This is a genomic window from Janthinobacterium sp. SUN100, assembly GCF_030397705.1.
Classification (GTDB): domain Bacteria; phylum Pseudomonadota; class Gammaproteobacteria; order Burkholderiales; family Burkholderiaceae_D; genus Janthinobacterium; species Janthinobacterium kumbetense.
Genome location: NZ_JAPUBU010000001.1, coordinates 2,504,117 through 2,529,093, shown reverse-complemented (window position 1 = coordinate 2,529,093; position 24,977 = coordinate 2,504,117). Strand labels below are relative to the sequence as shown.

23 protein-coding genes and 1 other RNA gene are annotated in these 24,977 nt (G+C 62.3%); 10 read left to right on the top strand and 14 right to left on the bottom strand.

The features are described from left to right. Positions 1–158: 158 nt before the first annotated feature. Complete coding sequence (locus O0881_RS11195) at positions 159–1,796, top strand: alpha-D-glucose phosphate-specific phosphoglucomutase (protein WP_289911287.1); 1,638 nt, start codon at positions 159–161, stop codon at positions 1,794–1,796. A 45-nt stretch (positions 1,797–1,841) separates the two neighbouring features. Here the strand turns inward: O0881_RS11195 and O0881_RS11190 are convergent, their stop codons facing one another. The 3 genes from O0881_RS11190 to O0881_RS11180 form a co-directional block, all read right to left on the bottom strand. Next, positions 1,842–3,380: an oligopeptide:H+ symporter gene (locus O0881_RS11190; RefSeq protein WP_289911286.1), complete on the bottom strand. Its 1,539-nt coding sequence runs from the start codon at positions 3,378–3,380 to the stop codon at positions 1,842–1,844. 118 nt (positions 3,381–3,498) lie between these two features. Further along, positions 3,499–4,056: a GNAT family N-acetyltransferase gene (locus O0881_RS11185; protein WP_289911285.1), complete on the bottom strand. Its 558-nt coding sequence runs from the start codon at positions 4,054–4,056 to the stop codon at positions 3,499–3,501. Positions 4,057–4,149: 93 nt separating this feature from the next. Then, positions 4,150–4,626: a hypothetical protein gene (locus tag O0881_RS11180; RefSeq protein ID WP_289911284.1), complete on the bottom strand. Its 477-nt coding sequence runs from the start codon at positions 4,624–4,626 to the stop codon at positions 4,150–4,152. 321 nt (positions 4,627–4,947) lie between these two features. Between O0881_RS11180 and O0881_RS11175 the strand changes: the two genes are divergently transcribed. Further along, the gene (locus O0881_RS11175; RefSeq protein WP_289911283.1) at positions 4,948–6,042 is read left to right on the top strand and encodes a hypothetical protein; all 1,095 of its coding nucleotides are present in this window, start codon (positions 4,948–4,950) and stop codon (positions 6,040–6,042) included. A 144-nt stretch (positions 6,043–6,186) separates the two neighbouring features. Here the strand turns inward: O0881_RS11175 and groL are convergent, their stop codons facing one another. Then, positions 6,187–7,836 carry a chaperonin GroEL gene (gene groL, locus O0881_RS11170; protein ID WP_034786546.1) on the bottom strand — a complete coding sequence of 550 codons (1,650 nt, stop codon included), beginning with the start codon at positions 7,834–7,836 and terminating at the stop codon, positions 6,187–6,189. A 50-nt stretch (positions 7,837–7,886) separates the two neighbouring features. Continuing rightward, a complete protein-coding gene (gene groES / locus O0881_RS11165) occupies positions 7,887–8,177 on the bottom strand; it encodes a co-chaperone GroES (RefSeq protein ID WP_010400979.1) in 291 nt (96 codons plus the stop codon). Positions 8,178–8,700: 523 nt separating this feature from the next. Here groES and O0881_RS11160 point away from each other — a divergent pair. The 5 genes from O0881_RS11160 (at position 8,701) to O0881_RS11140 (ending at position 10,953) form a co-directional block, all read left to right on the top strand. Next, positions 8,701–9,447 (top strand): hypothetical protein, encoded by a 747-nt coding sequence (locus O0881_RS11160; protein ID WP_289911282.1) that lies wholly within the window; start codon positions 8,701–8,703, stop codon positions 9,445–9,447. A 156-nt stretch (positions 9,448–9,603) separates the two neighbouring features. Further along, a complete protein-coding gene (locus O0881_RS11155; protein WP_035821615.1) occupies positions 9,604–9,867 on the top strand; it encodes a hypothetical protein in 264 nt (87 codons plus the stop codon). After that, entirely contained in the window at positions 9,867–10,178 is a 312-nt protein-coding gene (locus O0881_RS11150; RefSeq protein ID WP_034747344.1) for a cell division protein ZapA, read from the top strand. Before O0881_RS11155 ends, O0881_RS11150 begins: the two co-directional genes overlap by 1 nt. Before the next feature lie 54 nt (positions 10,179–10,232). Beyond that, positions 10,233–10,410: non-coding RNA, 6S RNA (gene ssrS, locus O0881_RS11145), on the top strand. A gap of 78 nt (positions 10,411–10,488) precedes the next feature. Beyond that, positions 10,489–10,953: an EVE domain-containing protein gene (locus O0881_RS11140; RefSeq protein ID WP_099666763.1), complete on the top strand. Its 465-nt coding sequence runs from the start codon at positions 10,489–10,491 to the stop codon at positions 10,951–10,953. Positions 10,954–10,960: 7 nt separating this feature from the next. On the opposite strand, the gene O0881_RS11135 is transcribed toward O0881_RS11140, so the two are convergent. From O0881_RS11135 to O0881_RS11125, 3 genes are all read right to left on the bottom strand, one after another. Continuing rightward, the gene (locus O0881_RS11135; protein WP_289911281.1) at positions 10,961–12,478 is read right to left on the bottom strand and encodes a diguanylate cyclase; all 1,518 of its coding nucleotides are present in this window, start codon (positions 12,476–12,478) and stop codon (positions 10,961–10,963) included. 156 nt (positions 12,479–12,634) lie between these two features. After that, positions 12,635–13,465 (bottom strand): prolipoprotein diacylglyceryl transferase, encoded by an 831-nt coding sequence (lgt, locus tag O0881_RS11130; protein WP_152283306.1) that lies wholly within the window; start codon positions 13,463–13,465, stop codon positions 12,635–12,637. A 79-nt stretch (positions 13,466–13,544) separates the two neighbouring features. Further along, positions 13,545–14,456: a LysR family transcriptional regulator gene (locus O0881_RS11125; protein ID WP_289911280.1), complete on the bottom strand. Its 912-nt coding sequence runs from the start codon at positions 14,454–14,456 to the stop codon at positions 13,545–13,547. 182 nt (positions 14,457–14,638) lie between these two features. Here O0881_RS11125 and ilvD point away from each other — a divergent pair, with 182 nt between their 5' ends. Together ilvD and O0881_RS11115 are read left to right on the top strand one after the other, a co-directional pair. Further along, a complete protein-coding gene (ilvD, locus tag O0881_RS11120; RefSeq protein ID WP_289898712.1) occupies positions 14,639–16,504 on the top strand; it encodes a dihydroxy-acid dehydratase in 1,866 nt (621 codons plus the stop codon). A gap of 220 nt (positions 16,505–16,724) precedes the next feature. Then, the gene (locus O0881_RS11115; protein WP_099666767.1) at positions 16,725–17,036 is read left to right on the top strand and encodes a c-type cytochrome; all 312 of its coding nucleotides are present in this window, start codon (positions 16,725–16,727) and stop codon (positions 17,034–17,036) included. Positions 17,037–17,057: 21 nt separating this feature from the next. Here O0881_RS11115 and O0881_RS11110 read toward each other — a convergent pair whose 3' ends face one another. Beyond that, positions 17,058–18,065: an NAD-dependent epimerase/dehydratase family protein gene (locus tag O0881_RS11110; protein ID WP_289911279.1), complete on the bottom strand. Its 1,008-nt coding sequence runs from the start codon at positions 18,063–18,065 to the stop codon at positions 17,058–17,060. Positions 18,066–18,156: 91 nt separating this feature from the next. Here O0881_RS11110 and O0881_RS11105 point away from each other — a divergent pair, with 91 nt between their 5' ends. After that, positions 18,157–19,059, top strand: a complete 903-nt coding sequence (locus tag O0881_RS11105) for a LysR family transcriptional regulator (RefSeq protein ID WP_289911278.1) — start codon at positions 18,157–18,159, stop codon at positions 19,057–19,059. Positions 19,060–19,150: 91 nt separating this feature from the next. Here O0881_RS11105 and O0881_RS11100 read toward each other — a convergent pair whose 3' ends face one another. The 5 genes from O0881_RS11100 to folD form a co-directional block, all read right to left on the bottom strand. After that, on the bottom strand, positions 19,151–20,293 hold the full coding sequence (locus O0881_RS11100) for a branched-chain amino acid ABC transporter substrate-binding protein (RefSeq protein ID WP_070301412.1): 1,143 nt from the start codon (positions 20,291–20,293) through the stop codon (positions 19,151–19,153). A 369-nt stretch (positions 20,294–20,662) separates the two neighbouring features. Continuing rightward, on the bottom strand, positions 20,663–21,037 hold the full coding sequence (locus O0881_RS11095; RefSeq protein WP_289911277.1) for a hypothetical protein: 375 nt from the start codon (positions 21,035–21,037) through the stop codon (positions 20,663–20,665). Beyond that, positions 21,034–21,459 (bottom strand): DNA polymerase III subunit chi, encoded by a 426-nt coding sequence (locus O0881_RS11090; protein WP_289911276.1) that lies wholly within the window; start codon positions 21,457–21,459, stop codon positions 21,034–21,036. Before O0881_RS11090 ends, O0881_RS11095 begins: the two co-directional genes overlap by 4 nt. Before the next feature lie 5 nt (positions 21,460–21,464). Further along, positions 21,465–23,534: a M3 family metallopeptidase gene (locus O0881_RS11085; protein WP_289911484.1), complete on the bottom strand. Its 2,070-nt coding sequence runs from the start codon at positions 23,532–23,534 to the stop codon at positions 21,465–21,467. A gap of 94 nt (positions 23,535–23,628) precedes the next feature. After that, positions 23,629–24,474, bottom strand: a complete 846-nt coding sequence (gene folD / locus O0881_RS11080) for a bifunctional methylenetetrahydrofolate dehydrogenase/methenyltetrahydrofolate cyclohydrolase FolD (RefSeq protein ID WP_289911275.1) — start codon at positions 24,472–24,474, stop codon at positions 23,629–23,631. Between the last annotated feature and the right edge of the window lie 503 nt (positions 24,475–24,977).

The following is a 24,977-nucleotide window of genomic DNA, read 5'->3' as shown; positions in this document are numbered from 1 at the left end:
ATATGAGTCCGCAGCCAGGAATGCCGCATATGAGAATGATTCTCATTATATGTCATGCCGGGATGTGGTGCTAAGCGGCTTGGCGCACCGTGGCAGATGTACAACGCTTTGCCGCTTGCCTGGCATGCGTTACCATCGGAAGTTAATAAGGAGGCAAGATGGCTATACAAATCATCAATACGGCGCCGGTAGCGGGCCAGCGGCCCGGCACTTCGGGCTTGCGCAAGAAGGTGGCTGTCTTCAGCGCACCGCAATACCTGGAAAATTTCGTGCAGAGCGTTTTTGACACGCTGAGCGATTGCCGCGGCCAGACCCTGGTGCTGGGCGGCGACGGCCGTTATTACAACCGCGCGGCCATCCAGACGGTGCTGCGCATGGCGGCCGCGCATGGCTACGCGCGCGTGCTGCTGGGACAGGGCGGCATCCTGTCGACGCCGGCCGTCAGCTGCGTCATCCGCAAGCATGGCGCCAGCGGCGGCCTCATCCTGTCGGCCAGCCATAACCCGGGCGGCCCCGATGGCGATTTCGGCATCAAGTACAACATCGCCAATGGCGGCCCGGCGCCCGAAAAAGTCACCGAGGCCATGTTTGCGCGCACGCAAACGATCACCGAATACCGTATCAGCGACGCTGCCGACATCGACCTCGATACCCTGGGAGTGGTGCGCATCGAACAGATGACGGTCGAAGTGATCGACCCGGTGCTCGATTACGCGGAACTGATGCAGCAGCTGTTCGACTTCGACGCCATCCGCGCCCTGTTCGCGGGCGGCTTGCGCATCTGCTTTGACGGCATGCACGCCGTTTCCGGACCGTATGCGACGGCCATCCTGGAAGGCATGCTGGGCGCGCCCAAGGGCAGCGTCATCAACGGCGTGCCCCTGGAAGATTTCGGCGGCGGCCACCCGGACCCGAATCCCGTCAACGCGCAGGAATTGATCGCCATCATGGCGGCCGACGATGGGCCCGACTTCGGCGCCGCCTCGGATGGCGACGGCGACCGCAACATGATCGTCGGCCGCCGCTTCGACGTGACGCCCTCGGACAGCCTGGCCATCCTGGCCGCCAACGCCACCGTGGCGCCCGGCTACCGCGCCGGGCTGAAAGGCATCGCCCGCTCCATGCCCACGTCGGGCGCGGCCGACCGGGTCGCCAGCGCGCTGGACATACCGTGCTACGAGACGCCGACGGGCTGGAAATTCTTCGGCACCCTGCTCGACGCGGGCCTGGCTACCCTGTGCGGCGAAGAAAGCTACGGCACGGGTTCGAACCACGTGCGCGAAAAGGATGGCCTGTGGGCCGTGCTGTTCTGGCTCAACCTGCTGGCTGAGAAAAAGCAATCGGTGGAAGAGATCGTGCGCGCCCACTGGGCCACCCATGGCCGCAACTATTATTCGCGCCACGATTACGAAGACATCGACAGCGCCGGAGCGGCGCAGCTGATGGACGCCGTGCGCGGTCAGCTGGCCGCCTTGCCGGGCCAGGCGCTGGGCGGCTACACGGTGGCGCTGGCCGACGATTTCAGCTACACGGACCCCGTCGACGGCTCGTTGGCGACGCAGCAGGGCATCCGCATCATCATGACGGACGGCGCGCGCATCGTGCTGCGCCTGTCCGGCACGGGTACCGAAGGCGCCACCCTGCGCCTGCGCCTGTACCTGGAGCGCTACGCAGCCGATCCGGCCCAGCATGACTTGCCGACCCAGCAAGCGCTGGCGGGGCTGATCGCCGTGGCGGAAACAGTGGCGCAGATCCGCGCGCGCACGGGGCGCGACGGGCCGACGGTGACGACGTAAAAAAGGGCGCCCGAGGGCGCCCTTTTGCGTTACATCAAACCGGCATCACGCTTTCGCCGGGATGACTGCCTGGCGGTAGTTGTCCACCATCTTGTAGCGCTTCGCATACAGGCCGAAGGCCAGCATGGCCACGGCCGCGAAGGCGGCGAAGAAGAACATCTGGAAGGCTGTCACGCTGATGCCGCTCTCGGCGATCTTGCCGATCACGCCTTCGTTCATGACGCTGCGGTTGACGATCAGCACCCACAGGTTACCCACCGTGGTCGACAGGTTCCAGAAGCTCATGATGGCGCCCTTCATGGACACGGGCGCCTGGCTGTAGGCAAACTCGAGTCCTGTCGCCGAGACCAGCACTTCGCCGAACGTCAGCAGGGCGTACGGCAGGATCTGCCACATGATGGAGACGGAGTTGCCGCTGTCGAGCGCCAGCTGCAGCAGACCGATGACGATCCACGCCAGCGAGGAAAAGCCGATACCGGCCGTCATGCGGCGCAGGGCCGTCGCTTCCAGGCCGAAGCGGTTCAGCATCGGGTACAGCACCAGGTTGTTGAACGGGATCAAGAGCATCACCAGCATCGGGTTCAGCGCCTGCATCTGCGCCGGCAGGAACCAGCTTGGTTTTTCCATGGTGTTCGCTTGCACGATCCACGTCGAGGCCTTCTGGTCGAACAGCGAGAAGAACGGCGTGACGAGGGCGAAGATGACGAGGATGCGCAGCACGGCGCGCACGCCTTCGACGGCTTCGTCAGGGTGGATGCCGCGTGCGCGTTCCAGCTGCATGGCCGTGCCGATGCTGCCGAAGGCCAGCAGCAATACCAGCGCGGTACACGCGGAAATCACGAAGCCCCATTCGGGAATGCTGTAGAACGCATACAGGGCGCCGATCACGCCGACGTAGGCCACGTACAGGCCGGGACGCGAACCGCCATCGACACGGGCCAGCAGGGCCGTGCGGGCCACGCGGGTGAACGAATCGGGATTCGGCGGCGCCGGCGGCACGTGCACGTACTTCTTGGCGCCCATCCAGAAGACGATGGTGGCGGCCAGCATCATCAGGCCGGGGATGCCGAAGGCGATCGACGGGCCGAAGTCGCGCAGGAACATCGGCATCAGCAGCGAAGCGAAGAATGAGCCGAAGTTGATGATCCAGTAGAACAGGTCGAATACCAGCTTGGCCTTGTGCTTGTTGGTCTGGTCGAACTGGTCGCCGACAAACGAGGCCACCAGGGGCTTGATGCCGCCGGAACCGAAGGCGATCAGGAACAGGCCGAAATAGAAGCCGTTGACGCTGTTTTCAAACAGGGCCAGGCAGGCATGGCCGGCGCAATACACGAGGCTGAGCCAGAAGATGGTGTTGTATTTGCCAAAGAAGCGGTCGGCCAGCCAGCCGCCCAGCAGCGGGAAGAAGTACACGCCGATGACGAAGGTGTGGAAGACGTGCTTGGCTTCGCCCGTGCGCTGGTCGATCGGGATCATCAGCAGCAAGGTGCTGATGAGGAATGGCGTCAGGATGTTGCGCATGCCGTAGAAGCTGAAGCGTTCGCAGCCTTCGTTGGCGATGATGTACGGTATTTGCCGCGGCATTTTGCCCGTGGCGGTTTGTGTCTCGGCCGATGACATTGGCTCTCCCCCAAGTTTTTTTTGTAAGCCGCGATGCTAAGGCCTGCCGCGTTTGCTTGCAACAGAAAAAACGGCCTGTCCGCTATTTCGCAGAGATTTGTAAGGTATTGATTTTCATAAAGACATTACTTTCGGCACTTGCGCGCGCCGGGCGGGGCAGCCACAGCTGCATTTGCAGCATGCCATCCGATGCGGGACAGTCTTCCAGGGTAAAACCGCAACCGAGGTACAGGGTCAATGCCGCGTGGTTGTCCTGCGCCACGGCCAGGCGCACGCGGCCCAGTTCGGGAATGGTGCAGGCATGGGCGATGGCGGCCTGCACCAGTTGCCGTCCCGCGCCGCGCCCGCGCGCCTGCGGTGCCACGTACACACCCCACAGGCTGGCCTTGTCATGCACGACGGCAATCGGTTCGCGGCGCAGGCCGGCCAGCGCGATCAATTGTTCCTCGTCGAAAGCGCCAAATATTATTTGGTGGGAAGTGGCGCGCAAGCGCTGGGCTATCTGTGTCAGCGGCAAGCCGCTTTCCGCCGCATGCGTGGTGCAGAAGGCGGCGGGCAGTTCGGCGATGCCGGCCAGGCGCAGCGCGCGGTAGGCGGCAACGTCGTCTGGCGCGAGGGGGCGGACAGTGATGGCTGGCATGTGGGCGAGTATCGGGCTTCGATGCCAGAAAGTAAAGCTTGCGCTGCAAGGCAAGCGTCCCTGGCCATCGCGCCCGCAGCCGGTGCAGGGGCGTTACTGGGTGGCGACGCGCTGCATGGGCGCATTGTCCTTGCGCCATTGTTCCAGGCTGATCAGCTCAGCGCTGACGATGTCGTCGACGAGGATGCGCTTGCCGTCGGGCGAGACGACGAAACTCTCCCACCGGTGCGCCGCATCGGGCGTATTTTCGAAAAAGCTCAGCTGATAATAGGCGACGCCATCGACGAGGCGCGTCTCGGGCGACGTTTCCATCACGGCGCCATGGGCGCGCCCGCCCGACGCCTTTTCGATATGCGCCGACCAGGCCTTGATTTCCGGCAAAGCCATCAAGGCATCGATGGCGCGCGCGTTCTGCTCCGGCGCTGCCGTCTGGCTGCTCGCGGCGGGGGCATTGTCTGCCTGCGGCGCGGATTGCTGGTGCAGGTAGAACGCGCCGAGCCCGGCGGCCAGCAAGCCGGCCAAGATGCCGGCGATGATGGTGGTTTTGGAAGAGGAGGCGCGTGGCGGCATGATGGTGAGCGTGAGAAAGAGGGACGATGGCGGCCATGCTAAAGCAAAACGCACAGGCCGGCAATCGCCGGGGCAGGTAAGCAGCTGTTCACGGGGCGGGTGCCGCATCCAGGGCTGGACGCTACTGCCTTCGGTTTACCTTTGATATGTTATTAAAAAACATGGCCCCATGAAATTTCCAAATTGAATAAATTAGTGCTTGTATGAAATTGCTTATGTGCTAACTTTGGTGCAGACGCCCTGTTGCAGGCTGTCTGTTGCGCTGGCGAGGCACGGAATGTCCGGGTTTGGGCTCAGCACATCAACGTCCACGGAGAAACGATGAACATGATCAAACGTACGGCGCTGCTTATTGCGTCATGTTTTCTGGCCGCGTGCGCAAGCACGGGCAAGCAGTTTCCAACGCTCCATGAATCGGCGCATACTGCTGCCGGCGCCGTGGAAAAGACCCTGCCGACCGGCGAGGCGCTTGCCATGCTGCGCCAGATATCAAAGCATGCCGACATGGCCGAAGCAGTTTACCGGCGTGATCTTGATGTGTCGGAGCGCCAGGAGCGCGCCTGCGATTATGTTACCGCCACGGACTCGCCCCCCTTGCGCAGTGGCTTGCCCGATGGGTGGTTTCGGCTGAACCAGCAACTTATCAGGAAACTGGGCATGCAGCCAGCGGGGGAACAAGGTCGCCCGCTGCAACCTTGCCGTGGCGCCAGGGGCTTGCAATATGAGACCTACATCAGGCTGGACGCGTCGGGCCGCCCGCTGGAGGCGGTGCTGGCCTTTCGCGGTACGGAAAATACCAAGTATGAGTGGCGCAGCGACTGGATCGCCAACTTCAGCAACGTCGATTTTGGAGTAGGCGCCAATCCCCAATTTAGCGAGGCCCGTATAGAAGGGGGGCGCCTGATCGAAGCGCTGGTGCGGGTGTTGCCGAAGACGACATCGTCGCCTGTCTGCAAGGCAGCCAAGAACAGGTCCGAGGGCGTGCAAGCGCCCATCGACCTGGTCGGCCACTCGCTGGGAGGGGGCTTGGCGCAACATCTGGCGTATAGCAGCAAGGCGTGCGATGTGCGCGCAACGATTGCCTTTGATCCCAGCCCGGCAACCGGCTGGTTCTTCTTGCATTGGCGCGGGTGCGTGGTGACGACGGATCCGAATATCTACCGTGTGTATCTTGATGGCGAGGCGCTGTCGTTTGTCCGCAAGGTATCGACCAAATTCAATCAAACGCGTGATCACCGGCGCGACATCCGCATGACTTTTCCCGACGTTGATGTCGGGGCATTCGGGCGGCATAGCATGACTTTACTGGCTGCCGGTATCAAATATGCCGCGAACAGTCTGCCGCCCGATGATACGGAGAATCGCATTGATTATGCATCGTCCATCGTGTATCCGGAGAGCCTCGGCCAGAACTGAGGGTGCGCGAGGCGAAAAAAAGCCACCTTCCGTAGAAGGTGGCTTTCGGGGCCGCCGGGAGGCGCTGGCAGCTTTTGGTCTGCCAGCCCTGTCCCTGCGTATGCGACCAGTCGCGCCGTCGCCTGCGCGACTGGCCGCCGGACATTACATCATGCCGTCCATGCCGCCCATGCCGCCCATACCACCCATGCCGCCGCCCATGCCGCCGCCTGCTTTGTCGTCAGCGATTTCGCAGACCATGCAGTCGGTCGTCAGCATCAGCGAAGCGATCGAAGCGGCGTTTTGCAGCGCCGAACGGGTCACTTTGGCTGGGTCCAGGACGCCCATTTCAACCATGTCGCCATACGTGCCATTGGCAGCGTTGTAGCCGTAGTTGCCCGAGCCAGCCAGTACGGCTGCCACGACGACCGAAGCTTCTTCGCCAGCGTTTTGCACGATCATGCGCAGTGGCTCTTCCATTGCGCGCAGGACGATCTTGATACCAGCGTCTTGATCAGGATTGTCGCCCTTGACCGTGATGTTGGCGCGTGCGCGCAGCAGGGCTACGCCGCCGCCTGGCACGATGCCTTCTTCCACGGCAGCGCGGGTTGCGTGCAGTGCATCTTCAACGCGGGCTTTTTTCTCTTTCATTTCGACTTCGGTGGCTGCGCCAACCTTGATCACGGCAACGCCGCCAGCCAGTTTGGCTACGCGCTCTTGCAGTTTTTCACGGTCGTAGTCCGAGGTCGCTTCTTCGATCTGTACGCGTACTTGTTTTACGCGTGCTTCGATCGAGGCAGCTTCGCCGGCGCCATCGATAACGATGGTGTTTTCCTTGCCCACTTCGATGCGTTTCGCTTGGCCCAGTTCGGCCAGGGTCACTTTTTCCAGGGTCAGGCCGACTTCTTCAGCGATCACTTGGCCGCCGGTCAGGACAGCGATGTCTTCCAGCATGGCTTTGCGGCGGTCGCCGAAGCCGGGGGCTTTCACTGCGCAAGTTTTCAGGATGCCGCGGATGTTGTTCACAACCAGGGTCGCCAGCGCTTCGCCTTCGATGTCTTCCGCGATGATCAGCAGTGGACGGCCAGCTTTTGCGACTTGTTCCAGTACCGGCAGCAGGTCACGGATGTTCGAGATTTTCTTGTCGCACAGCAGGACGAATGGGCTGTCCAGTACGGCAACTTGTTTCTCTGGGTTGTTGATGAAGTATGGCGACAGGTAGCCGCGGTCGAACTGCATGCCTTCAACGATGTCCAGCTCGTCGTTCAGCGACTTGCCGTCTTCTACGGTGATGACGCCTTCTTTGCCGACTTTTTCCATCGCTTCAGCGATACGCTCGCCGATCGAGTAGTCCGAGTTGGCCGAGATCGCGCCAACTTGGGCGATTTCCTTGGTCGTGGTGCAAGGACGGGCGATTTTCGCCAGTTCTTCGACGGTGGCTGCAACAGCTTTGTCGATACCGCGCTTCAGGTCCATCGGGTTCATGCCGGCGGCAACGAACTTCATGCCTTCGCGCACGATGGCTTGTGCCAGCACGGTCGCGGTGGTGGTGCCGTCGCCGGCGTTGTCGCTGGTGCGGGAAGCAACTTCCTTGACCATTTGCGCGCCCATGTTCATGAGCTTGTCTTTGAGTTCAACTTCTTTCGCTACCGACACACCATCCTTGGTGACGGTAGGGGCGCCGAACGAGCGCTCCAGGACCACGTTGCGGCCTTTCGGGCCCAGCGTTACTTTGACTGCGTTGGCGAGGATGTTGACGCCTTCGACCATCTTGGCGCGCGCTGCGTCGCCGAATACTACTTCTTTAGCTGCCATGTTCAATTCTCCTGAGTTTCGGGATGTATCTGTCTACAACGTGGAAACAATTACTTGACGACGATCGCCATGATGTCTTCTTCGCGCATGACCAGCAGCTCATCGCCGTCAACTTTGACGGTTTGGCCGGCGTACTTGCCGAACAGGACGCGGTCGCCCACTTTGACATCCAGAGGACGGACTTTGCCGTCGTCGAGAATCTTGCCATTGCCTACGGCAAGGACTTCGCCTTGATCCGGTTTTTCAGCAGCTGCATCAGGAATGATGAGGCCGGACGCAGTTTTGGTTTCCTGGTCGAGGCGTTTGACGATGACGCGATCGTTCAATGGGCGCAGATTCATACAAAACTCCTTAAAGTTCAATGGATAGGTGTTGCTAAATGACTACATGCCTGGCGCAGCGCCAGACGTGCTTTCAGTGACCGCCGTTGAAAGCAGCCCGCAACGGTCAAGCAAACCCCATGTCATCCTGTCCTTGCCTGTATCCGGCAGTGGTGCATCGCGGCGTCGCCCGCCGCGTAGCGTTCCCTGCTGTTGTCCGGCAAGCACCATCATGTCCTGAGGATTGCTACGAAAGAGTTTGTTAGCACTCTCTACTAACGAGTGCTAATTATAGGGACGGTAGGGGGCTTATTCAAGGGGAACATATAGATAGATGCTGAGCAGAGCCTGCATCTACACAGGGTTTGCGCCAGCACAAGCCTCGTTCCCGGGCGTCAGCAACAGGCGCGACTCTAGCATGTCGTTCGGAGAGGGGGTGTTCCTGTACGCACAGGAAACAGAGTTTGACTATGAAATTTGATAAGATGATTGCAATTGCATATCAATATCGCCATATATCACCGCTCGCGCCAGAAAGAACACCATGCCATTCCCGCTTTCTCGTCCCGCCCTGCGCCTGCTGGGCGTCACCGTCATCGGCCTCGCCTGCCTGGGCAATGCCGCCGCACAAACGCCCACCATCGTTGATGAAATCACCGTGGCGGCCCTGACCCCGCTGGAAAAGAACATGCTGCTCAATGACTTGTTCAACGACTTGAACAAGGATGACGACGACCAGGAAGCCCATGTGTGGGATAACGGCGGCGACCGCGGCGTGCTGGTGAAAGTCACGTATAACTTCAGCAACTCCGGCATGACGGAGCACAGCCTGAAGGCGCACGTCTGCCGCGACCTGAAATTCGTCGTCACGGCAGGCGGCAAGTCGCAGGACCTGAGCCGCCGCACCTGTTCGCAGAACAGCGGCAACTGGGATGTGCAGGGCAAGGATCGGGCGCCCGTCGTGTATCCGCCATTCCTGTCCGACGTGACCATCGCCAAGCTGAATGCGAAGGAACAGAAAGCCTTGCTGACGGCTGCCGTGCGCACCTTGAAGGATGAAGAGGATGGCAAGACGCGCCAGTGGAGCAACAAGGGCCTGGGCAATGCGGTGCCGCTGGCAGTGCGCCTGACGCCCTCGGGGACGGACGCCAAACCTGGCAGCTACCGCAGTACTTGCCGCGACTTGACGATGGTGCTTGACGGCAAGAGTGGACAACAGACGCTGACGCGCCGCTCGTGCGAAAACCGCTATGGCGGACTGGATATCGAACCCGATTACGTCGACGAGTAAAACGCTGCCATCGCGGCGTTGGCCAATGCGTGCAGATGGCGAAAAGCGCCGGAAAAAGCGTGTATTGTCCGCCAACTGCCCTGCATTGATGTAAATATGTGTGACAGCGGCGTGATTCGATTGACGCCCATGGAGCGTCCGCCCTATAGTGGCGGGATGATTTCCGAATTCAATGAATTATCCGACAAAATAGGCCTGCTGGCCGAAATGACCCATGCGCTGCGCCGTGAAAACGCGCAATTGCGCAAGGACAATGCCGCGCTGGCCGCCGACAACGCCCTGTACGTGCAACGCATGCGCGAGGCGCAGGAGCGGGTGGAAGCGTTGCTGGAAAAAATTCCCGAACTGGTGCAAGCTGGCCTGGAGCAAGCCGCTTCGGAAGCGGGCGCCTATATTGCCGAGAACGAGAAGGAAGCGTAATGCCGCGTGTCGATGTCAATATCATGGGCCAGTCCTACAGCATGGTGTGCCGCGACGGCGAAGAGCGCGCGCTGCGCGAAGCGGCGATCTATCTCGATAGCAAAATGAAAGCCATCCGCGACGCGGGCAAGGTCAAGGGCAACGACCGCATCGCCGTGCTGGCCGCCCTGGGCGTGGCTGCGGAATTCCTGTCCGTGAAGTCGCCGCAAGGTCCGCTGTCGGAATTGACGATACTGGAAGTGAAGCAGAAAATCTCGGCCATGCACACAGTATTGGATAGTGCTCTGACGCCCCAGGAAAACCTTTTTTAAGCGTGCACGCGACGATTTGTCTTTGCGATGCGCGATCAAAGGAGTAAACTTGGGTCTACCCTGCGGTGTTCGCGATTGCCATATATTCCTTGAACCATTTATGCGCATCGGTTGCGAATTTTGTTTGATGGGAGTGAGCGTCGCTCGTTCGACGAACCCGAAATTGAACTAACGTGACCACCTTGAACCGTTTGGTTCGGGATGCCGGCATAGCGGCACAGGCGGGGCCCAATTTGCAGTACCAAGAAAACGGTTGCAGCATCATGCTCAGCCGTTTTTTTACGCCTGTTGCTTTTGATAGGGAGTGAACATGAAACAATACTGGCTGATGAAATCCGAACCCGATGAAGTGAGCATCGACGACCTGATGGCCGCGCCGCAGCACACCATGCCGTGGTTTGGCGTGCGCAACTACCAGGCGCGCAACTTCATGCGCGATGGCATGCAGCCGGGCGATGGCGTGCTGTTCTACCATTCCAGCTGCCCGCAGCCGGGCGTGGCGGGCGTGGCCGAAGTGGCCAGCGGCGCGTATCCCGATCACAGCCAGTTTGAAGCGGGCGGCAAGTATTTCGATGCCAAGGCGACGCCTGAACAGCCGCGCTGGATCAGCGTCGACGTGCGCGGCCTGAAGAAGACGGCGCTGCTGCCCCTGTCCGAGATGCGCCAGATGCCGGAGCTGGAAGACATGCTGCTGCTGAAGAAGGGCAGCCGGCTGTCGATCACGCCCGTGACGCCGGCGCAATGGAAAGTCATTACCGGCAAGTTGAAGGCCTAGTTTAGGCCTAGACTTCGACCCGGTTGCGGCCATTCTGCTTGGCCCGGTACAGGGCCTGGTCGGCGGCGGCCAGCAATGCTTCCGGCGTTTGTCCTGCGTCACTCAAGGCCAGGCCGATGCTGGCCGTGACCAGGCCGCCGCGCGACGGCGCGTGGGCGATGGCGGCCGCGGCGATCGCTTCCTGCATCTTCTGCGCCACCGCCAGGGCGCCCGGGCCATCGGTGGCGGGCAGGATGGCGGCAAACTCCTCGCCGCCGAAGCGGGCCGCCAGGTCGCTGGCGCGCGGCAGCGCGGAATGCAGGGCCGCCGCGATTTGCACCAGGCAGGCGTCGCCATACGGGTGGCCGAAGGTATCGTTGAGGCTTTTGAAGAAATCGATATCGATGATCAGCAGCGCCAGCGCTTGCTGGTTGCGCGCGGCCCGCTGCCACTCCAGCTGCAAGGTCTGGTCGAAGCAGCGCCGGTTGGCGATGCCCGTCAAGCCATCCGTCAGCGACAGCTTTTCCAGCTTGTCATGCGCCGCGCGCAAGGCCAGTTCGCTTTGCATGTAGCGGCTTTGCAGGGTGGCCGAGCGCAGCGCGTGGACCGTCAGCGCGACAAACAGGGCGCTGGCCGCCAGGTAAAAATTCTCGCGCAGCACGACGAATCCCAATCCCAGCAGGGCTGCCGTGAAGAAGATGGGGCTGAAGTTGTCAATCAGCAAGGTCAATGGCCGCGGCGGCCGCGCCTCTTCCTCGCCCGGCTGCACGCGCATGGCCAGCACCGCCAGCAGCAGGAAAGGCATGCTGGGCAGTATCTCGCTGGGACCGGATTCGGCCAGCGCGTGCAGGGTCAGGTAATTATAGGCGCCCGCGCAGGCGGCGTAGCACCACAGGAACACACTGAGCAGAAGGTAGAAGCGCCCTTGTGCGCCATCGCGGCGGTGCGCCAGCAGGCGCAGCGAGGCGCAACAGGCCAGGACGAGGTTTTCCACGTTGTACGTCGTCACCAGCAGGCTGGCAGGTATCGGCGCGATCGAGCGCTGGTCGAAGGGCGAGACGGAAAAGATGGCCGTGTAGGTCAGGTAGGCCGCCAGCAGCACTTGCACGGCGTCCAGCCATTGCAGGGTGCGCGAAGGGTGCCGGTCGCTGACGGAGGAAATGGCCAGCAGCAAGGGCGCGCCATACATGAAATAGGCAAAATCGGAGAAATACGTCGTGTCGGACGCCACATGGCCGCTCAGGTCTTGCCAGGCAGAAAGGGCCATGCCCACGCTCCAGAACAGCATGGCGGCCGCAAACAGGCCCCAGCCCGTGCGCACGACGCCGGGTGCGCTCAGGCTGGCGTTGCGGCAGCAGGCGGCCAGCGCCAGCAGTGGCGCCGTCACGCCGAACAGGTAGCTCACGGCGGGACCGCGCGTCCCGGCCCAGGCCGTCAAGGCCAGCTGCGCCAGCACGTAGCCGCCCGCCAGCGCCAGCCAGAATGTCGTGGTCTTCCTCGCATACTGCATGGATGGGACTCCCCGCTCGAATTGCCAACACAGCATGATTGCATGCCCTGCTCTTGTTGCAGGGTAAAGCGATCATTGCGCTATCGCAAGCGAAGATTCATTCCGCAAGGAAATTGTGCTGCTTTGAGGGAAAGGTTGCCGGAGGAGGGGGATGGCGCGCCTGCCTGGCGCGCCATCGGGGGAACAGCGGTTTTACGTGTTGGCGGGGCGGGCCTTGGTGGGCGGCGTGCCCATCACCTGGCTTTTATACGCCCACACGAGCAGCGCGATGGCGCCGACGATCATCGGCAAGGACAGCATCTGGCCCGACGTGATCGGCACGCCCAGCCACACGACTTCCCAGTCCGGCGTGCGGAAGTATTCCGTGAAGAAGCGCGCGCAGCCGTACAGCAGGGTGAACATGGCGCCCACGGCCATGCGCGGACGCTGCTTGCGCGCATACAGCCACAGGATGATGAACACCAGGATGCCGTCGACCAGCATCTGGTAGATCGGCGACGGGTGCACGGGATACGGGATGCCCGGCCATTGCATGGCCCATGGCAGGGTGTCCGGGGCGATGCGGCCCGGCAGTTCGGCATTGATGAAGTTGCCCAGGCGGCCGGCCGCGTAGCCGAGCGGCACCAGCGGCGCGATGAAGTCGAGCACGTCGAACAGGTTGCGGCCCGCCTTGCGGCTCCACAGGTACATGGCCAGGATGACGCCGAGGAAGCCGCCGTGGAAGGACATGCCGCCATGCCACACCATGAAGATCTCGAGCGGATTGTGCATGAAGTATTCGGGGCGGTAGAACAGCACTTCGCCCAGGCGACCGCCGATCACCACGCCCAGCATGCCGTAGAACAGCATGTCGTCGAGGTCTTCCTTCTTCCAGCCCAGCACGGCGATATGCGGCTGCTTGATGCGCACGCGGCCCAGGATAATGAACAGGGCGAAGGCCAGCACATACATCAGGCCGTACCAGTGCACGGCGAGCGGGCCGATCTGGATGGCTATCGGGTCGGGCATCGGGTGTATCAGCATGGGGTTTCTTTCTTTGTTTAAAGCTAAGGTTGCGTAGTATGGGGGCGCTTGCGGTTTTTTGCCTTAGCGGCCACTTAATTTAACTGGCAGTACCGCCGATCTGCTTGCGCAGCAGCGCCAGGAAACCTTGCAGCACGGCGGAAGGGTTGTCGCGGCGCCAGGCCAGGCCTGTTTCCACCAGCGGCGTGGCGTCCTGCAGCGGCCTGTATTCTACGCCCGGGCGCATCAGATTCGATACCGATTGTGGCACAAGCGCGATGCCCATGCCAGCCGAGACGAGGCTGACGATGGTTTGCATCTGGATCGCTTCCTGGCCGATCTGAGGCGTGATGCCGGCCGCGCGGAACACGCCGAGGATGGCGTCATGCAGGGCGGGCGAGATCGCGCGCGGGAAGATGATCAGGGGCAGGGCCGGCACGTCGCGCAGGCGTACGGGGCCCGGCGTGTTCAAGATGTCGAGGCCGGACGGCGCGGCCAGCACCAGCGGTTCGGCCAGCACGGGCAGGTAATCGAGTTCCCCCTTCGCCTTCTCGGGCAGGGGCGGGATCAGCAAGCCCGCATCCGTGCGCCCGGCCAGCAATTCGTCCAGCTGCAGGTCGGACGTGGCTTCCTGCAGCGCGATCTGCACCTGCGGATAAGCCGTCTGATACGCGCGCAGCAGCGGCGGCAGCACGCTGTAATCGGCCGAGGAAACAAACGCCAGGCTCAGACGCCCCGCCTCGCCCTGCGCGGCCCGCCGCACCAGCGCCGGCAAGTCCTGCGCCTGGGCCAGCAGCCGGCGCGCCTCGGGCAGCAGGGCGTTGCCGGCCGGCGTCAGCTGCACCTCGCGCCGGGTGCGCACGAACAGGGGCGCGCCCAGCAAGTCTTCCAGGGCCATGATGGTTTGCGACAGGGGCGGCTGCGTCATGTGCAGGCGCGCGGCGGCGCGGCCGAAGTGCAATTCCTCGGCTACCGTGACGAAATAGCGAAGTTGTCGTAATTCAAGATTCATATGCATTTCCATGCTGATCGGATGCTGTGATACATAAAACGACTCACAGACACGTGCATCATATATTTGACAGTGGGACGCGCGCAAGGCAATCTGGCGTACCCCCACTGCATGCAGGGTTTTACTGCAAATTTTTCTGTAAGCCCGCACAGTCAGGCACCAACACTTTTGGAAGGTCCATCATGCCGCAATACCGCTCCCGCACCACCACCCACGGCCGCAACATGGCTGGCGCCCGCGCCCTGTGGCGCGCCACCGGCATGAAGGATGGCGACTTCGACAAGCCGATCATCGCCGTCGTCAACTCGTTCACCCAGTTCGTGCCCGGCCATGTGCATTTGAAAGACCTGGGCCAGATGGTGGCGCGCGAAATCGAAGCGGCCGGCGGCGTGGCCAAGGAATTCAACACCATCGCCGTCGATGACGGCATCGCCATGGGCCACGGCGGCATGCTGTATTCGCTGCCGTCGCGCGACCTGATCGCCGACTCCGTCGAATACATGGTCAACGCCCACTGCGCCGACGCCATGGTGTGCATCTCGAACTGCGACAAGATCACGCCGGGCATGCTGATGGCCGCCATGCGCATCAATATCCCCGTCGTGTTCATTTCCGGCGGGCCGATGGAAGCGGGCAAGGTCGTCAAGGTCGTCAACGGCACGCAGAAGATCATCAAGCTGGACCTGGTCGACGCCATGATCAAGGCGGGCGACAGCACGGTGTCCGACGCCGATGTGGCGGAAATTGAACGCTCGGCCTGTCCGACCTGCGGTTCCTGCTCCGGCATGTTTACGGCCAACTCGATGAATTGCCTGACCGAGGCGCTGGGCCTGGCCCTGCCCGGCAACGGCACCATCCTGGCCACGCACTCGGACCGCCAGCAGCTGTTCCTGCGCGCGGGCCGCCTGATCGTCGAACTGGCCAAGCGCCATTACGAGCAGGACGATTACAGCGTGCTGCCACGCTCGATCGCCACCAAGGCCGCGTTTGAAAACGCCATGGCGCTCGACGTCTCCATGGGCGGCTCGACGAATACCGTGCTGCACTTGCTGGCCGCCGCGCACGAGGCGGAAGTGGCATTCACGATGGCCGATATCGACCGCATCTCGCGCAAGGTGCCGTGCCTGTGCAAGGTGGCGCCGATGACGGACAAATACCATATCGAAGACGTGCACCGCGCGGGCGGCATCGTGGGCATCTTGGGCGAACTGGCGCGCGCCGGCCTGCTCAACACGACCCTGCCGACGATCCACGCGCCCACCCTGGCTGACGCCATCGCGCAAAACGACATCATGTGCACGGACAATCCGGCCGTGCATGAACTGTTCCGCGCCGCGCCGGGCGGCGTGCCGACGCAGACGGCGTTCTCGCAGTCGGAGCGCTTCGCCGCCGTCGACACGGACCGCAGCACGGGCTGCATCCGCGACAAGGCCCACGCCTACTCGCAGGATGGCGGCCTGGCCGTCTTGTACGGCAACTTGGCCGAAAAGGGCTGCATCGTCAAGACGGCGGGCGTCGATGAAAGCATCCTGAAATTCTCGGGCAAGGCGCGCGTGTTCGAAAGCCAGGACGCGGCCGTCGCTGCCATCCTGGAAGACACCGTGCATGAAGGCGACGTCGTCATCATCCGCTATGAAGGCCCGAAAGGCGGCCCCGGCATGCAGGAAATGCTGTACCCGACGTCCTACATCAAATCCAAGGGCCTGGGCAAGGCGTGCGCGCTGTTCACGGACGGGCGCTTCTCGGGCGGTTCCTCGGGCCTGGTGATCGGCCATGCGTCGCCGGAAGCGGCCGAAGGCGGCGCCATCGGCCTGGTGGAAGAGGGCGACTTCATCGACATCGACATCCCCGAGCGCACGATCAACCTGCGCGTGACGGATGCCGAACTGGCCGCGCGCCGCGCCGCCATGGAAGCGAAGGGCGATGCGGCCTGGCTGCCCGTCAACCGCGACCGCTACGTATCGCAGGCGCTGCAGGCGTATGCGGCCCTGACGACGTCGGCCGACCGGGGCGCCGTGCGCGACCTGTCGCAGCTGAAGAAGCGCTGATTTGTTGCGCAGGTAAGACAGCCGGCCCCGATCTGCTGCGCGGGGCCGGCTGTCGTTACATCGCCTTACAAACAACATGGTCATGGGCGCGCAGATGGGGCAGAATATGACTGCCTCTCGTCTACATTGCGTTACTACATTGAAACGCTTGATCTGGGCTCGTGGTGCATCTGCGGAAACACAGTAAAATGCCGCAGGAAGTAACTTTGGAGAAAAGACAATGAAACGTTTTATGTTGGTGAGTGTATTGACCGTATCGGCTCTGGCATCGCAAGCAGCGTTGGCCAATCCGGACCTGGCGAAAGCAAAAAACTGCATGGCTTGCCACGCGGTGAGCACGAAACTGGTGGGCCCTGCGTTCAAGGACGTGGCAGCCAAGTACGCTGGCCAGAAAGACGCGGAAGCCAAGCTCGTGGCGAAAGTCATGAAGGGCGGTTCCGGCACCTGGGGCGCGATCCCGATGCCAGCGAACCCGCAAGTGAGCGATGCTGAAGCCCACACCCTGGTCAAATGGGTACTGGCACAGAAATAATCTGTGCCGCAGTACCTGCAGTCAGCGCGCCGGCAATCCCGGCGCATTTTTTTTGTCTGCCGCCTTCAGATTGCCCATGCCTTCCAGTGTCGCCCGCACCGCCTCGTCGAGCGGCGTATGCGCTTCCTGGCCCAGCACGGCCAGCAGCCGCGCATTGTCCATGGATAGGGGCGTTTGCCACAGATAGCGCATCTCGCGCATTTCGCGCAGGGTCGCCACGAACGGCGACGCCAGCGCCACCAGCCACCACGGAAAACGCCGGATGACAGGTGGCGCGCCCGTCGCCTGCTCCACCGCGCGGGCAATCGCGCCAGTCATTTGCAGGCCGTCGTGGTCCCAGTGGCCCGCCATGTGAAAGCGCGCAAAGGCGGGCAAGGTGGCGCGCATGGCCAGCAATCGCACCATCGTGCGCGCCACGTCGGGCAGGTAGGACCACTGGTGGCCCACGCCGGGCGCGCCCGGATACAGGATGCTGCGTACGCTCTGGCCCGGTTTCACCAGCCCCTGCGAAAACCAGTTATTGCCGGCGCGGGGGCCGAAGAAGTCGCCCGCGCGCACGATCAGCACCCTGGCGCCCTGCGTGGCGGCCCGTTCCAGGCGCGCTTCCAGTTCCACGCGGATGGCGCCCTTGCGCGTGAGCGGGCGCTGCGGCGCGTCCTCTGTCAAGACAGGAAAGGCGTTGGGGCCGAAGTTGTACACGGTGCCAGGCAGCACGATGGTGGCGTTTTCGGCAATCGCCGCGGCGATGGTGTTGTCGAGCATGGGCAGCACCAGCTGGCCCCAGTGGCGGTAGCCGGGCGGATTGACGGCGTGCACGATGACGGCGCAGCCTTTCGCGGCCGCCAGCACGTCTGCGCGCGACAGCGCATCGCCGCGCAGCCATTCGACGTGATCGCCCCGTGGCGACGGCGTTTCTCCCCGCGTCAGGGCGCGCACCTGCCAGCCCGCCGCCAGGAGCTGGCGCACCATCTCGCCGCCGATGCCGCCCGTGGCGCCCAGTACCAATGCCGTGTTTTTCGTGTTTTCCATCCTGACCTCCGTGTGGTTGATGGAGCCAGTATCTGCCGCGCAAGGTTAATTGGGAATTGACGAGTATCGATCACAGGCTATACATTTATGTATGACTACCGCCATCGCCTGGGAATACTATCGTTCGCTGCTGGCCGTGCTGAAGCACGGTTCCCTGTCCGGCGCGGCCCGCGCGCTGGGCATCACGCAACCCACCGTCGGCCGGCATATCGCCGCGCTGGAACAGGCGCTGGGCGCGACCCTGTTTACGCGCTCCCAGCTGGGCTTGCTCCCCACGGAAGTGGCGCTGGCGTTGCGGCCCCATGCGGAAACCATGGAGCACACTGCCGCCCTGATGGAGCGTGCCGCCAGCAGCCAGGGGCAGGGCGTGGCCGGCGTCGTGCGCATCGCGGCCAGCGAAGTGGTGGGCGTGGAAGTGCTGCCGACTATCCTGGCCCGCCTGCGCGCGCGCCATCCGGACTTGACCATTGAATTGGTATTGAGCAATAAAGTGCAGGATTTGCTGCGCCGGGAAGCGGACATCGCCGTGCGCATGCTGCGCCCCCGCCAGGAGCAGCTGGTGGCGCGCAAGGTGGGGGACATTGAATTGGGCCTGCATGCGCACGCGGATTACCTGGAGCGGCACGGCACCCCACTGGCATTGGCCGACCTGGCGCGCCATGCCGTCATCGGCTACGACGAAGTGAGCCCCTTCGTGCGCAACGCGGGCGCCGCCTTCCAGGGATTTTCGCGGGACAACTTTGCCTGGCGCAGCGACAGCGACCTGGCGCAGCTGGCCCTGATCCGCGCGGGCGCGGGCATCGGCGTGTGCCAGGCGGGGCTGGCGGCGCGCGATCCGGCCCTGCGGCGCGTGTTGCCGCAGGCGTTTGCGCTGCCGATGGAAACGTGGGTCACCATGCATGAAGACTTGCGCGGCAGCCTGCGCTGCCGCGCCACCTTCGACGCGCTGGCCGAAGGATTATTGGCTTATGTGGCCGGACAGCAAGAACCGTAGCGAGCGGATGTGAGTTGTGGCTGAGAAGCGGAGCTGTGCAAATGCACAGTGAGCATCGCAGGCCGCAAATCGCGCCGCGCAGTAGGTTCTATTATTTGACCACTTCCATCTTGGTCTTCTTGCCATCTCGATAGGTGAACAAGGTCAGCGCGCCATCCTTGATGTCGCCGTTGGCATCGAACGAGATCGGCCCCGTCACGCCCTGGTAGTGCACCTTGGCCAGGAATGGCAGGTAGACGGACGGTTTCGACGACTTGGCGTCGGCCATGGCGGTGGCCATGGTCATCACGGCATCGTAGACGTAGGGCGCGTACAGCTGCACTTCCATGTTGTATTTCTGCTTGTAGCGGGCGCGGAAATCGTCCATGCCTTTTTGCTGCGCGCCCGTCACGCCGCCCGCTTCCGCGCAGGTGACCATGTCTTCCCCCACGGCGTCGCCCGCCAGCTTGCCCAGCGGTTCCGTGCACAGGCCGTCGCCGCCCATGAACTTGGCCTTGATGCCCAGCGCCTTCATCTGGCGCAGCATGGGGCCGCCCACGGAATCCATGCCGCCAAAGAAGATCAGGTCGGGATTTTTCGACTTGATGCTGGTCAAAATGGCATTGAAATCGGTCGCGTTGGCATTGGTAAATTCCTTGCCGACGATTTGCACGCCTGGCGCTGCCTTCTTGGCGCCTTTGACGAACTGTTCCGCCACGCCCTGGCCGTAGGCCGTGCGGTCATCGATGACGGCGATTTTCTTCGCCTGCAGCTTGCCCACGGCATACGCGCCCAGGGTGCCGCCCAGCTTGTTGTCATTGGCCACCACGCGGAAGGCCGTGTTGAATTTTTGCTGGGTATACGTGGGGTTGGTGGCGGCAGGGGAAATTTGCGGAATGCCCGCATTGAAGTAAATGCGCGAGGCGGGAATCGTCGTGCCCGAATTCAGGTGGCCGACGACGCCGTTGACCTTGGCGTCGACCAGCTTTTGCGCCACGGCCGTGCCCTGCTTGGGATCGGCTGCGTCATCTTCGGGCACCAGCACGAATTTGACGGCTTTGCCGTCGATCTTGAAGCCTTTGGCGTTCAAATCCTCTATGGCCATCTTGGCCGCGTTCTCGTTATCCTTGCCCAGGTGGGAGCTGGCGCCAGAGACCGGGGCGACGTGGCCGATCTTGATGATTTCCTGCGCGCCCGCATGGCCGGCAAAGGCGAGGGCGAGGGCGAGAGGAAGGACTTTGGTCTTGAGCAGCATAAACATTCTCCAATGGATAAAGATACGGCGGCGTCTCGTGAAAACCGCTTCGAGGGGCGGTGCATTTGAAGAAGGTACAACAAAAAACAGGCGGCGCAAAGCCGCTTTTTGGGCTTTTTGCATTTTGTCGCAACAATCACCAAAGTGAGGCGCGATGCACCGATTTCGCAGGCGCGAGCGCACCAAAGAATGGCGTTGGGAGGGATACAGGTGTAGAGAAATCAGGCCAAATATGCCTAGTAAACTGACAGCACCTGATAAAACCGTAGCGAGCGGAAGGAAGAGGTGGCTGAGAAGCGCAACCGTACTAGGGTACGGTGAGCATCGCAGGCCGCCTATACCGACGCGCAGTAGGTTTTTGCAGGTGTCTTAGTGCGCGGGAGGGTGCAGGTGACCCAGCTCGTGGCTGACCGCATGCGCCACGATTTGTTCCAGCGACTGCTGCAAGTCCTCGCGCAGGGCGCCGCGCATGCCGATCAGGGCGTTTTGCAGGGCCGTCTGCAGGACGTGGGCAATGCGCTCTTCCAGCAGGTGGTCGATCTTGCCTTGCACCTGGTGCAGGATGCGCTGCGTCAGGCGCTGTTCGATGGCGTCCCAGTCGGGTTGCACTATGCTCGGGGGCAACACCGGCGCTTCCTCGACGGCAGGCGCAGCCGCAGCTGGAGCGACAGGTTCCGGTACTTCCGGCCCCAGCAGTACTTCCGTCAGCAGGGGGATGCCCTGGTCGAATGGTTGATCACTCATGACTTGCCTGCCACGAAGTGGGTCGGTTGCACGTTTTGCTGGCGGTAGTGCAGGAAGCGCTGGCGGCCCGCCTGCGCATCTTGCTCATCCATGGAAACGATCTCGAAGACGCGCTGGAATTGCGCGTAATTAGCGGGCGGCAACTGCGACAGGTTGACGAGGATGTCGTGGTGCGGCAAGTCCGCCGCTGCATCATCGGTCAGGATGATGGGTGTCTGCGCCGCCAGCGGATCGCCGGCCAGCACGTGGGGCAGGAAATCCGTGGCGGAAATGGTCCACATGGCGCTGTTCAAAGCGTCGAGCTGGGCACCATCTTGCGCCAGCACGACGACCTTGTTGCCGGCCATATAGGCCTTGCGCGCCAGGCGGCAGGCGTAGGCCAGCTTGTCCGGCACGTTGCTGTGAAAATCGACGCGGCTCATGGCGATCAAGCGGCCATGCCGCTGTGGCGCAGCAGGGCGTCGATCGATGGTTCGCGGCCGCGGAAGGCCGTGAACGATTCCAGCGCGGGGCGCGAGCCGCCGACGGACAGAATTTCCTGCAGGTAACGCTTGCCCGCTGCCGTGGTGGCGGCAGGCCCCAGCACCTTGGCTTCTTCAAACGCGGCATACGCGTCGGCGGACAGCACCTCGGCCCACTTGTAGCTGTAGTAGCCAGCCGCGTAGCCGCCGGCGAAGATGTGCCCAAAGGAATTCTGGAAGCGGTTGAACGGCGGCGGAATCAGCAGCGAAAACTTGGCGCGCACGCCGTCGATCAGCTGCTGCACGCTCTGGCCCGTGCTGGCATCGTAGTCATAGTGCAAATGCATGTCGAGCAAGGAAAATTCCACCTGGCGCAGGGTTTGCAGGCCGGACTGGAAATTCTTGGCCGCCAGCATCTTGTCGTACAGCGCGCGCGGTAGCGGCGCGCCCGTGACGGCATGCGCCGTCATGTGCTCGAGCACTTCCCATTCCCAGCAGAAATTTTCCATGAATTGCGATGGCAGTTCCACGGCATCCCATTCGACGCCGGCAATGCCCGACACACCCAGCTCGTCGACCACCGTCAACATGTGGTGCAGGCCGTGGCCGAATTCGTGGAACAGGGTGATGACTTCATCGTGCGTGAACAGGGCTGGCTGTACCTTGCCGTCGACCACGGCTGGTTCCGTGAAGTTGCAGGTGAGATAAGCGATCGGCGTTTGCACGTGTTGCGCGTCGGCGCGGCGGCCGCGCGCGTCGTCCATCCAGGCGCCGCCGCTCTTGCCCGCGCGCGCATACAGGTCCAGGTAGAACTGGCCGATCAGCTTGCCGTCGCGCTCGATGCGGTAAAAACGCACATCCTTGTGCCAGACGGGCGCCGTATCCAGCTTGATCTCGACGGCGAACAGGTTCTGGATCTGGCGGAACAGGCCGTCGATCACCTTGTGTTCAGGGAAATACTGTTTGACTTCCTGGGCCGAGAACGCGTAGCGGCGTTCCTGCAGCTTTTCGGAAGCGTACGGCACGTCCCATGCTTGCAGTTCGGCAATCCCCAGTTCTTCCTTCGCGAATTGTTTCAGTTCTAACAAGTCTTTCTCGGCGAACGGGCGCGCGCGTTGGGCCAGGTCTTCCAGGAAAGCGATGACTTGCGCGGGCGAAGTGGCCATTTTGGAGACCAGCGACACTTCGGCGAAATTGGCGTAGCCGAGCAGTTGTGCCTCTTCGTTGCGCAGTCGCAACAGGGTCACGATGTTGTGCGTGTTGTCCCACTCGTCCTTCTTGCTGAAGACGTCGCCCTGGTCCGATGCCTTGGTGGCGTTGGCGCGGTAGATGGTTTCGCGCAGCGCGCGGTTGTCGGCAAATTGCAGGATCGGGTAATACGAGGGGAAGTGCAGCGAGAATTCATAGCCTTGCTTGCCCGCCTTGTCGGCGGCGGCGCGCGCGGCAGCCTTCACGTCGTCGGGCAAGCCGGCCAGGTCAGCTTCGTTCTCGACCAGCAACTTGTAGTCATTGGTGGCGTCGAGCACGTTTTCGGAAAAGCGCGTCGACACGGCCGCGTGTTCTTCCTGGATGGCGCCGAAGCGCTCTTTCTTGTCCTCGGGCAACTCGGCGCCGCCCAGGCGGAAGTCGCGCACGGCATTGTCGACGATGCGCCGGCGCGCCGGCGACATACTGGCGAAAGCGGGGCTCGCTTGCAGTTGCTTGTATTTGCCGAAGAGGATGTCGTTCTGCTCCAGTTCGGTCCAGAATTCCGTCACCTTGGGCAGGTTCGCATTGTAGGCGGCGCGCAGTTCCGGCGTATCGACCACGCTGTTGAGATGGTTGACGATGCTCCAGGCGCGGCCCAGGGTTTCGTCGATCTGGTCCTGTGGCGTGACGAAGTTCTCCCAGCTCACTTCTTCCATGGGCGCTTCCAGCTGCACCACCGTGGCGCGCGCCTGGGCCAGCAGGGTATCGATGGCAGGCGTGACATGCTCGTGCGTGATCGCGTCGAAGCGTGGCAGGCCGGAAAAATCAAGCAGGGGATTGGTATTCATCGTCGGTTCGTCCATTCTGTCTTCATATATGGAGCGCCTGAAAAATGTTCAAGGCCAGGCAACGCCACCATGAGCATTGTCTCAGGTGCTCCTCTTAAATGCGCTCGGCGGCTTCGACCGTGTTCATCAGCAACATGGTAATCGTCATCGGACCCACGCCACCCGGTACCGGGGTGATGTGGGAAGCGATATTTTTCACTCCGGCAAAATCCACGTCGCCGCACAGCTTGCCGTCATCGTCGCGGTTCATGCCTACGTCGATGACGATGGCGCCCGGCTTGACCATGTCGGCCGTCAGGGTGTTGCGGCGGCCGACGGCGGCCACGACCACGTCCGCCTGGCGCGTGTACAGGCCCAGGTCCGGGGTCGCACTATGGCAGATGGTGACGGTAGCGTTCGCTTGCAAGAGCAGCAGGGCCATCGGCTTGCCGACGGTATTGCTGCGGCCGATGACGACGGCGTGCTTGCCGCGCAAGTCCACACCCGTGCTTTCGATCAGTTTCATGCAGCCATACGGCGTGCACGGGCGGAAGCCGGGCAAGCCCGTCATCAGTTCGCCGGCGCTCAGGACGGAATAGCCGTCCACGTCTTTCGTCGTGGCGATCGCTTCGATGACCTTGTGCGGGTTGATGTGCTTGGGCAAGGGCATTTGCACGAGGATGCCGTGGATGGCCGGGTCGGCATTCAGGCTGGCGATGCGTGCCAGCAAGTCCGCTTCGGACAGGTCCGCTTCATATTTTTCCAGCACCGAGTGGAAACCCACGTCGCCGCACGCCTTGACCTTGTTGCGGACATACACCTGGCTGGCCGGGTCTTCGCCGACGAGAATCACGGCCAGACCGGGCTGGGTGCCCTTGGCCGTGAGGGCAGCGGCGCGCGTGGCGATCTCGCTGCGCAGTTTTTGGGAGAGGGCGATTCCGTCGATCAGTTGTGCTGGCATGGTAGGGAGGCTGTGTGGGAGGGAAAAGACAGATTATAAAGCCGGGCGGCGCAAAGGGGCGGTTTTGGCGCCAATGCCGTGACGTTAAAAAGCGGGCCGGAGACGCGAGCCTGAGAAAATGCCGATGGCGGCGTTGCAGCTCCTTGCCGTACTGGCGTACTGTCTGTGTCGCCGCGCCTTGCCCTCGACATTTTTCAGGCCCGCCTGCCCCGGCATAAAAGCGGGCCACAGACGCGAGCCTGAGAAAATGCCGATGGCGGCGTTGCAGCTCCTTGCCGTACTGGCGTACTGTCTGCGTCGCCGCGCCTTGCCCTCGACATTTTTCAGGCCCGCTTGGCCCGGTATGCCTGCGCGGACGACTGGGGTTTTAATTCGGTTTGCTGGTGTGCTCGTAGAGCAGGGCCGGCCAGGGCATGTAAGTTTTCCGGTTTCGGCGCTATTTGCTACTCTGATCACCCTAATTTCCGGGCAGAATTTGCGGCAGTGCAGCATAAATTTCATAG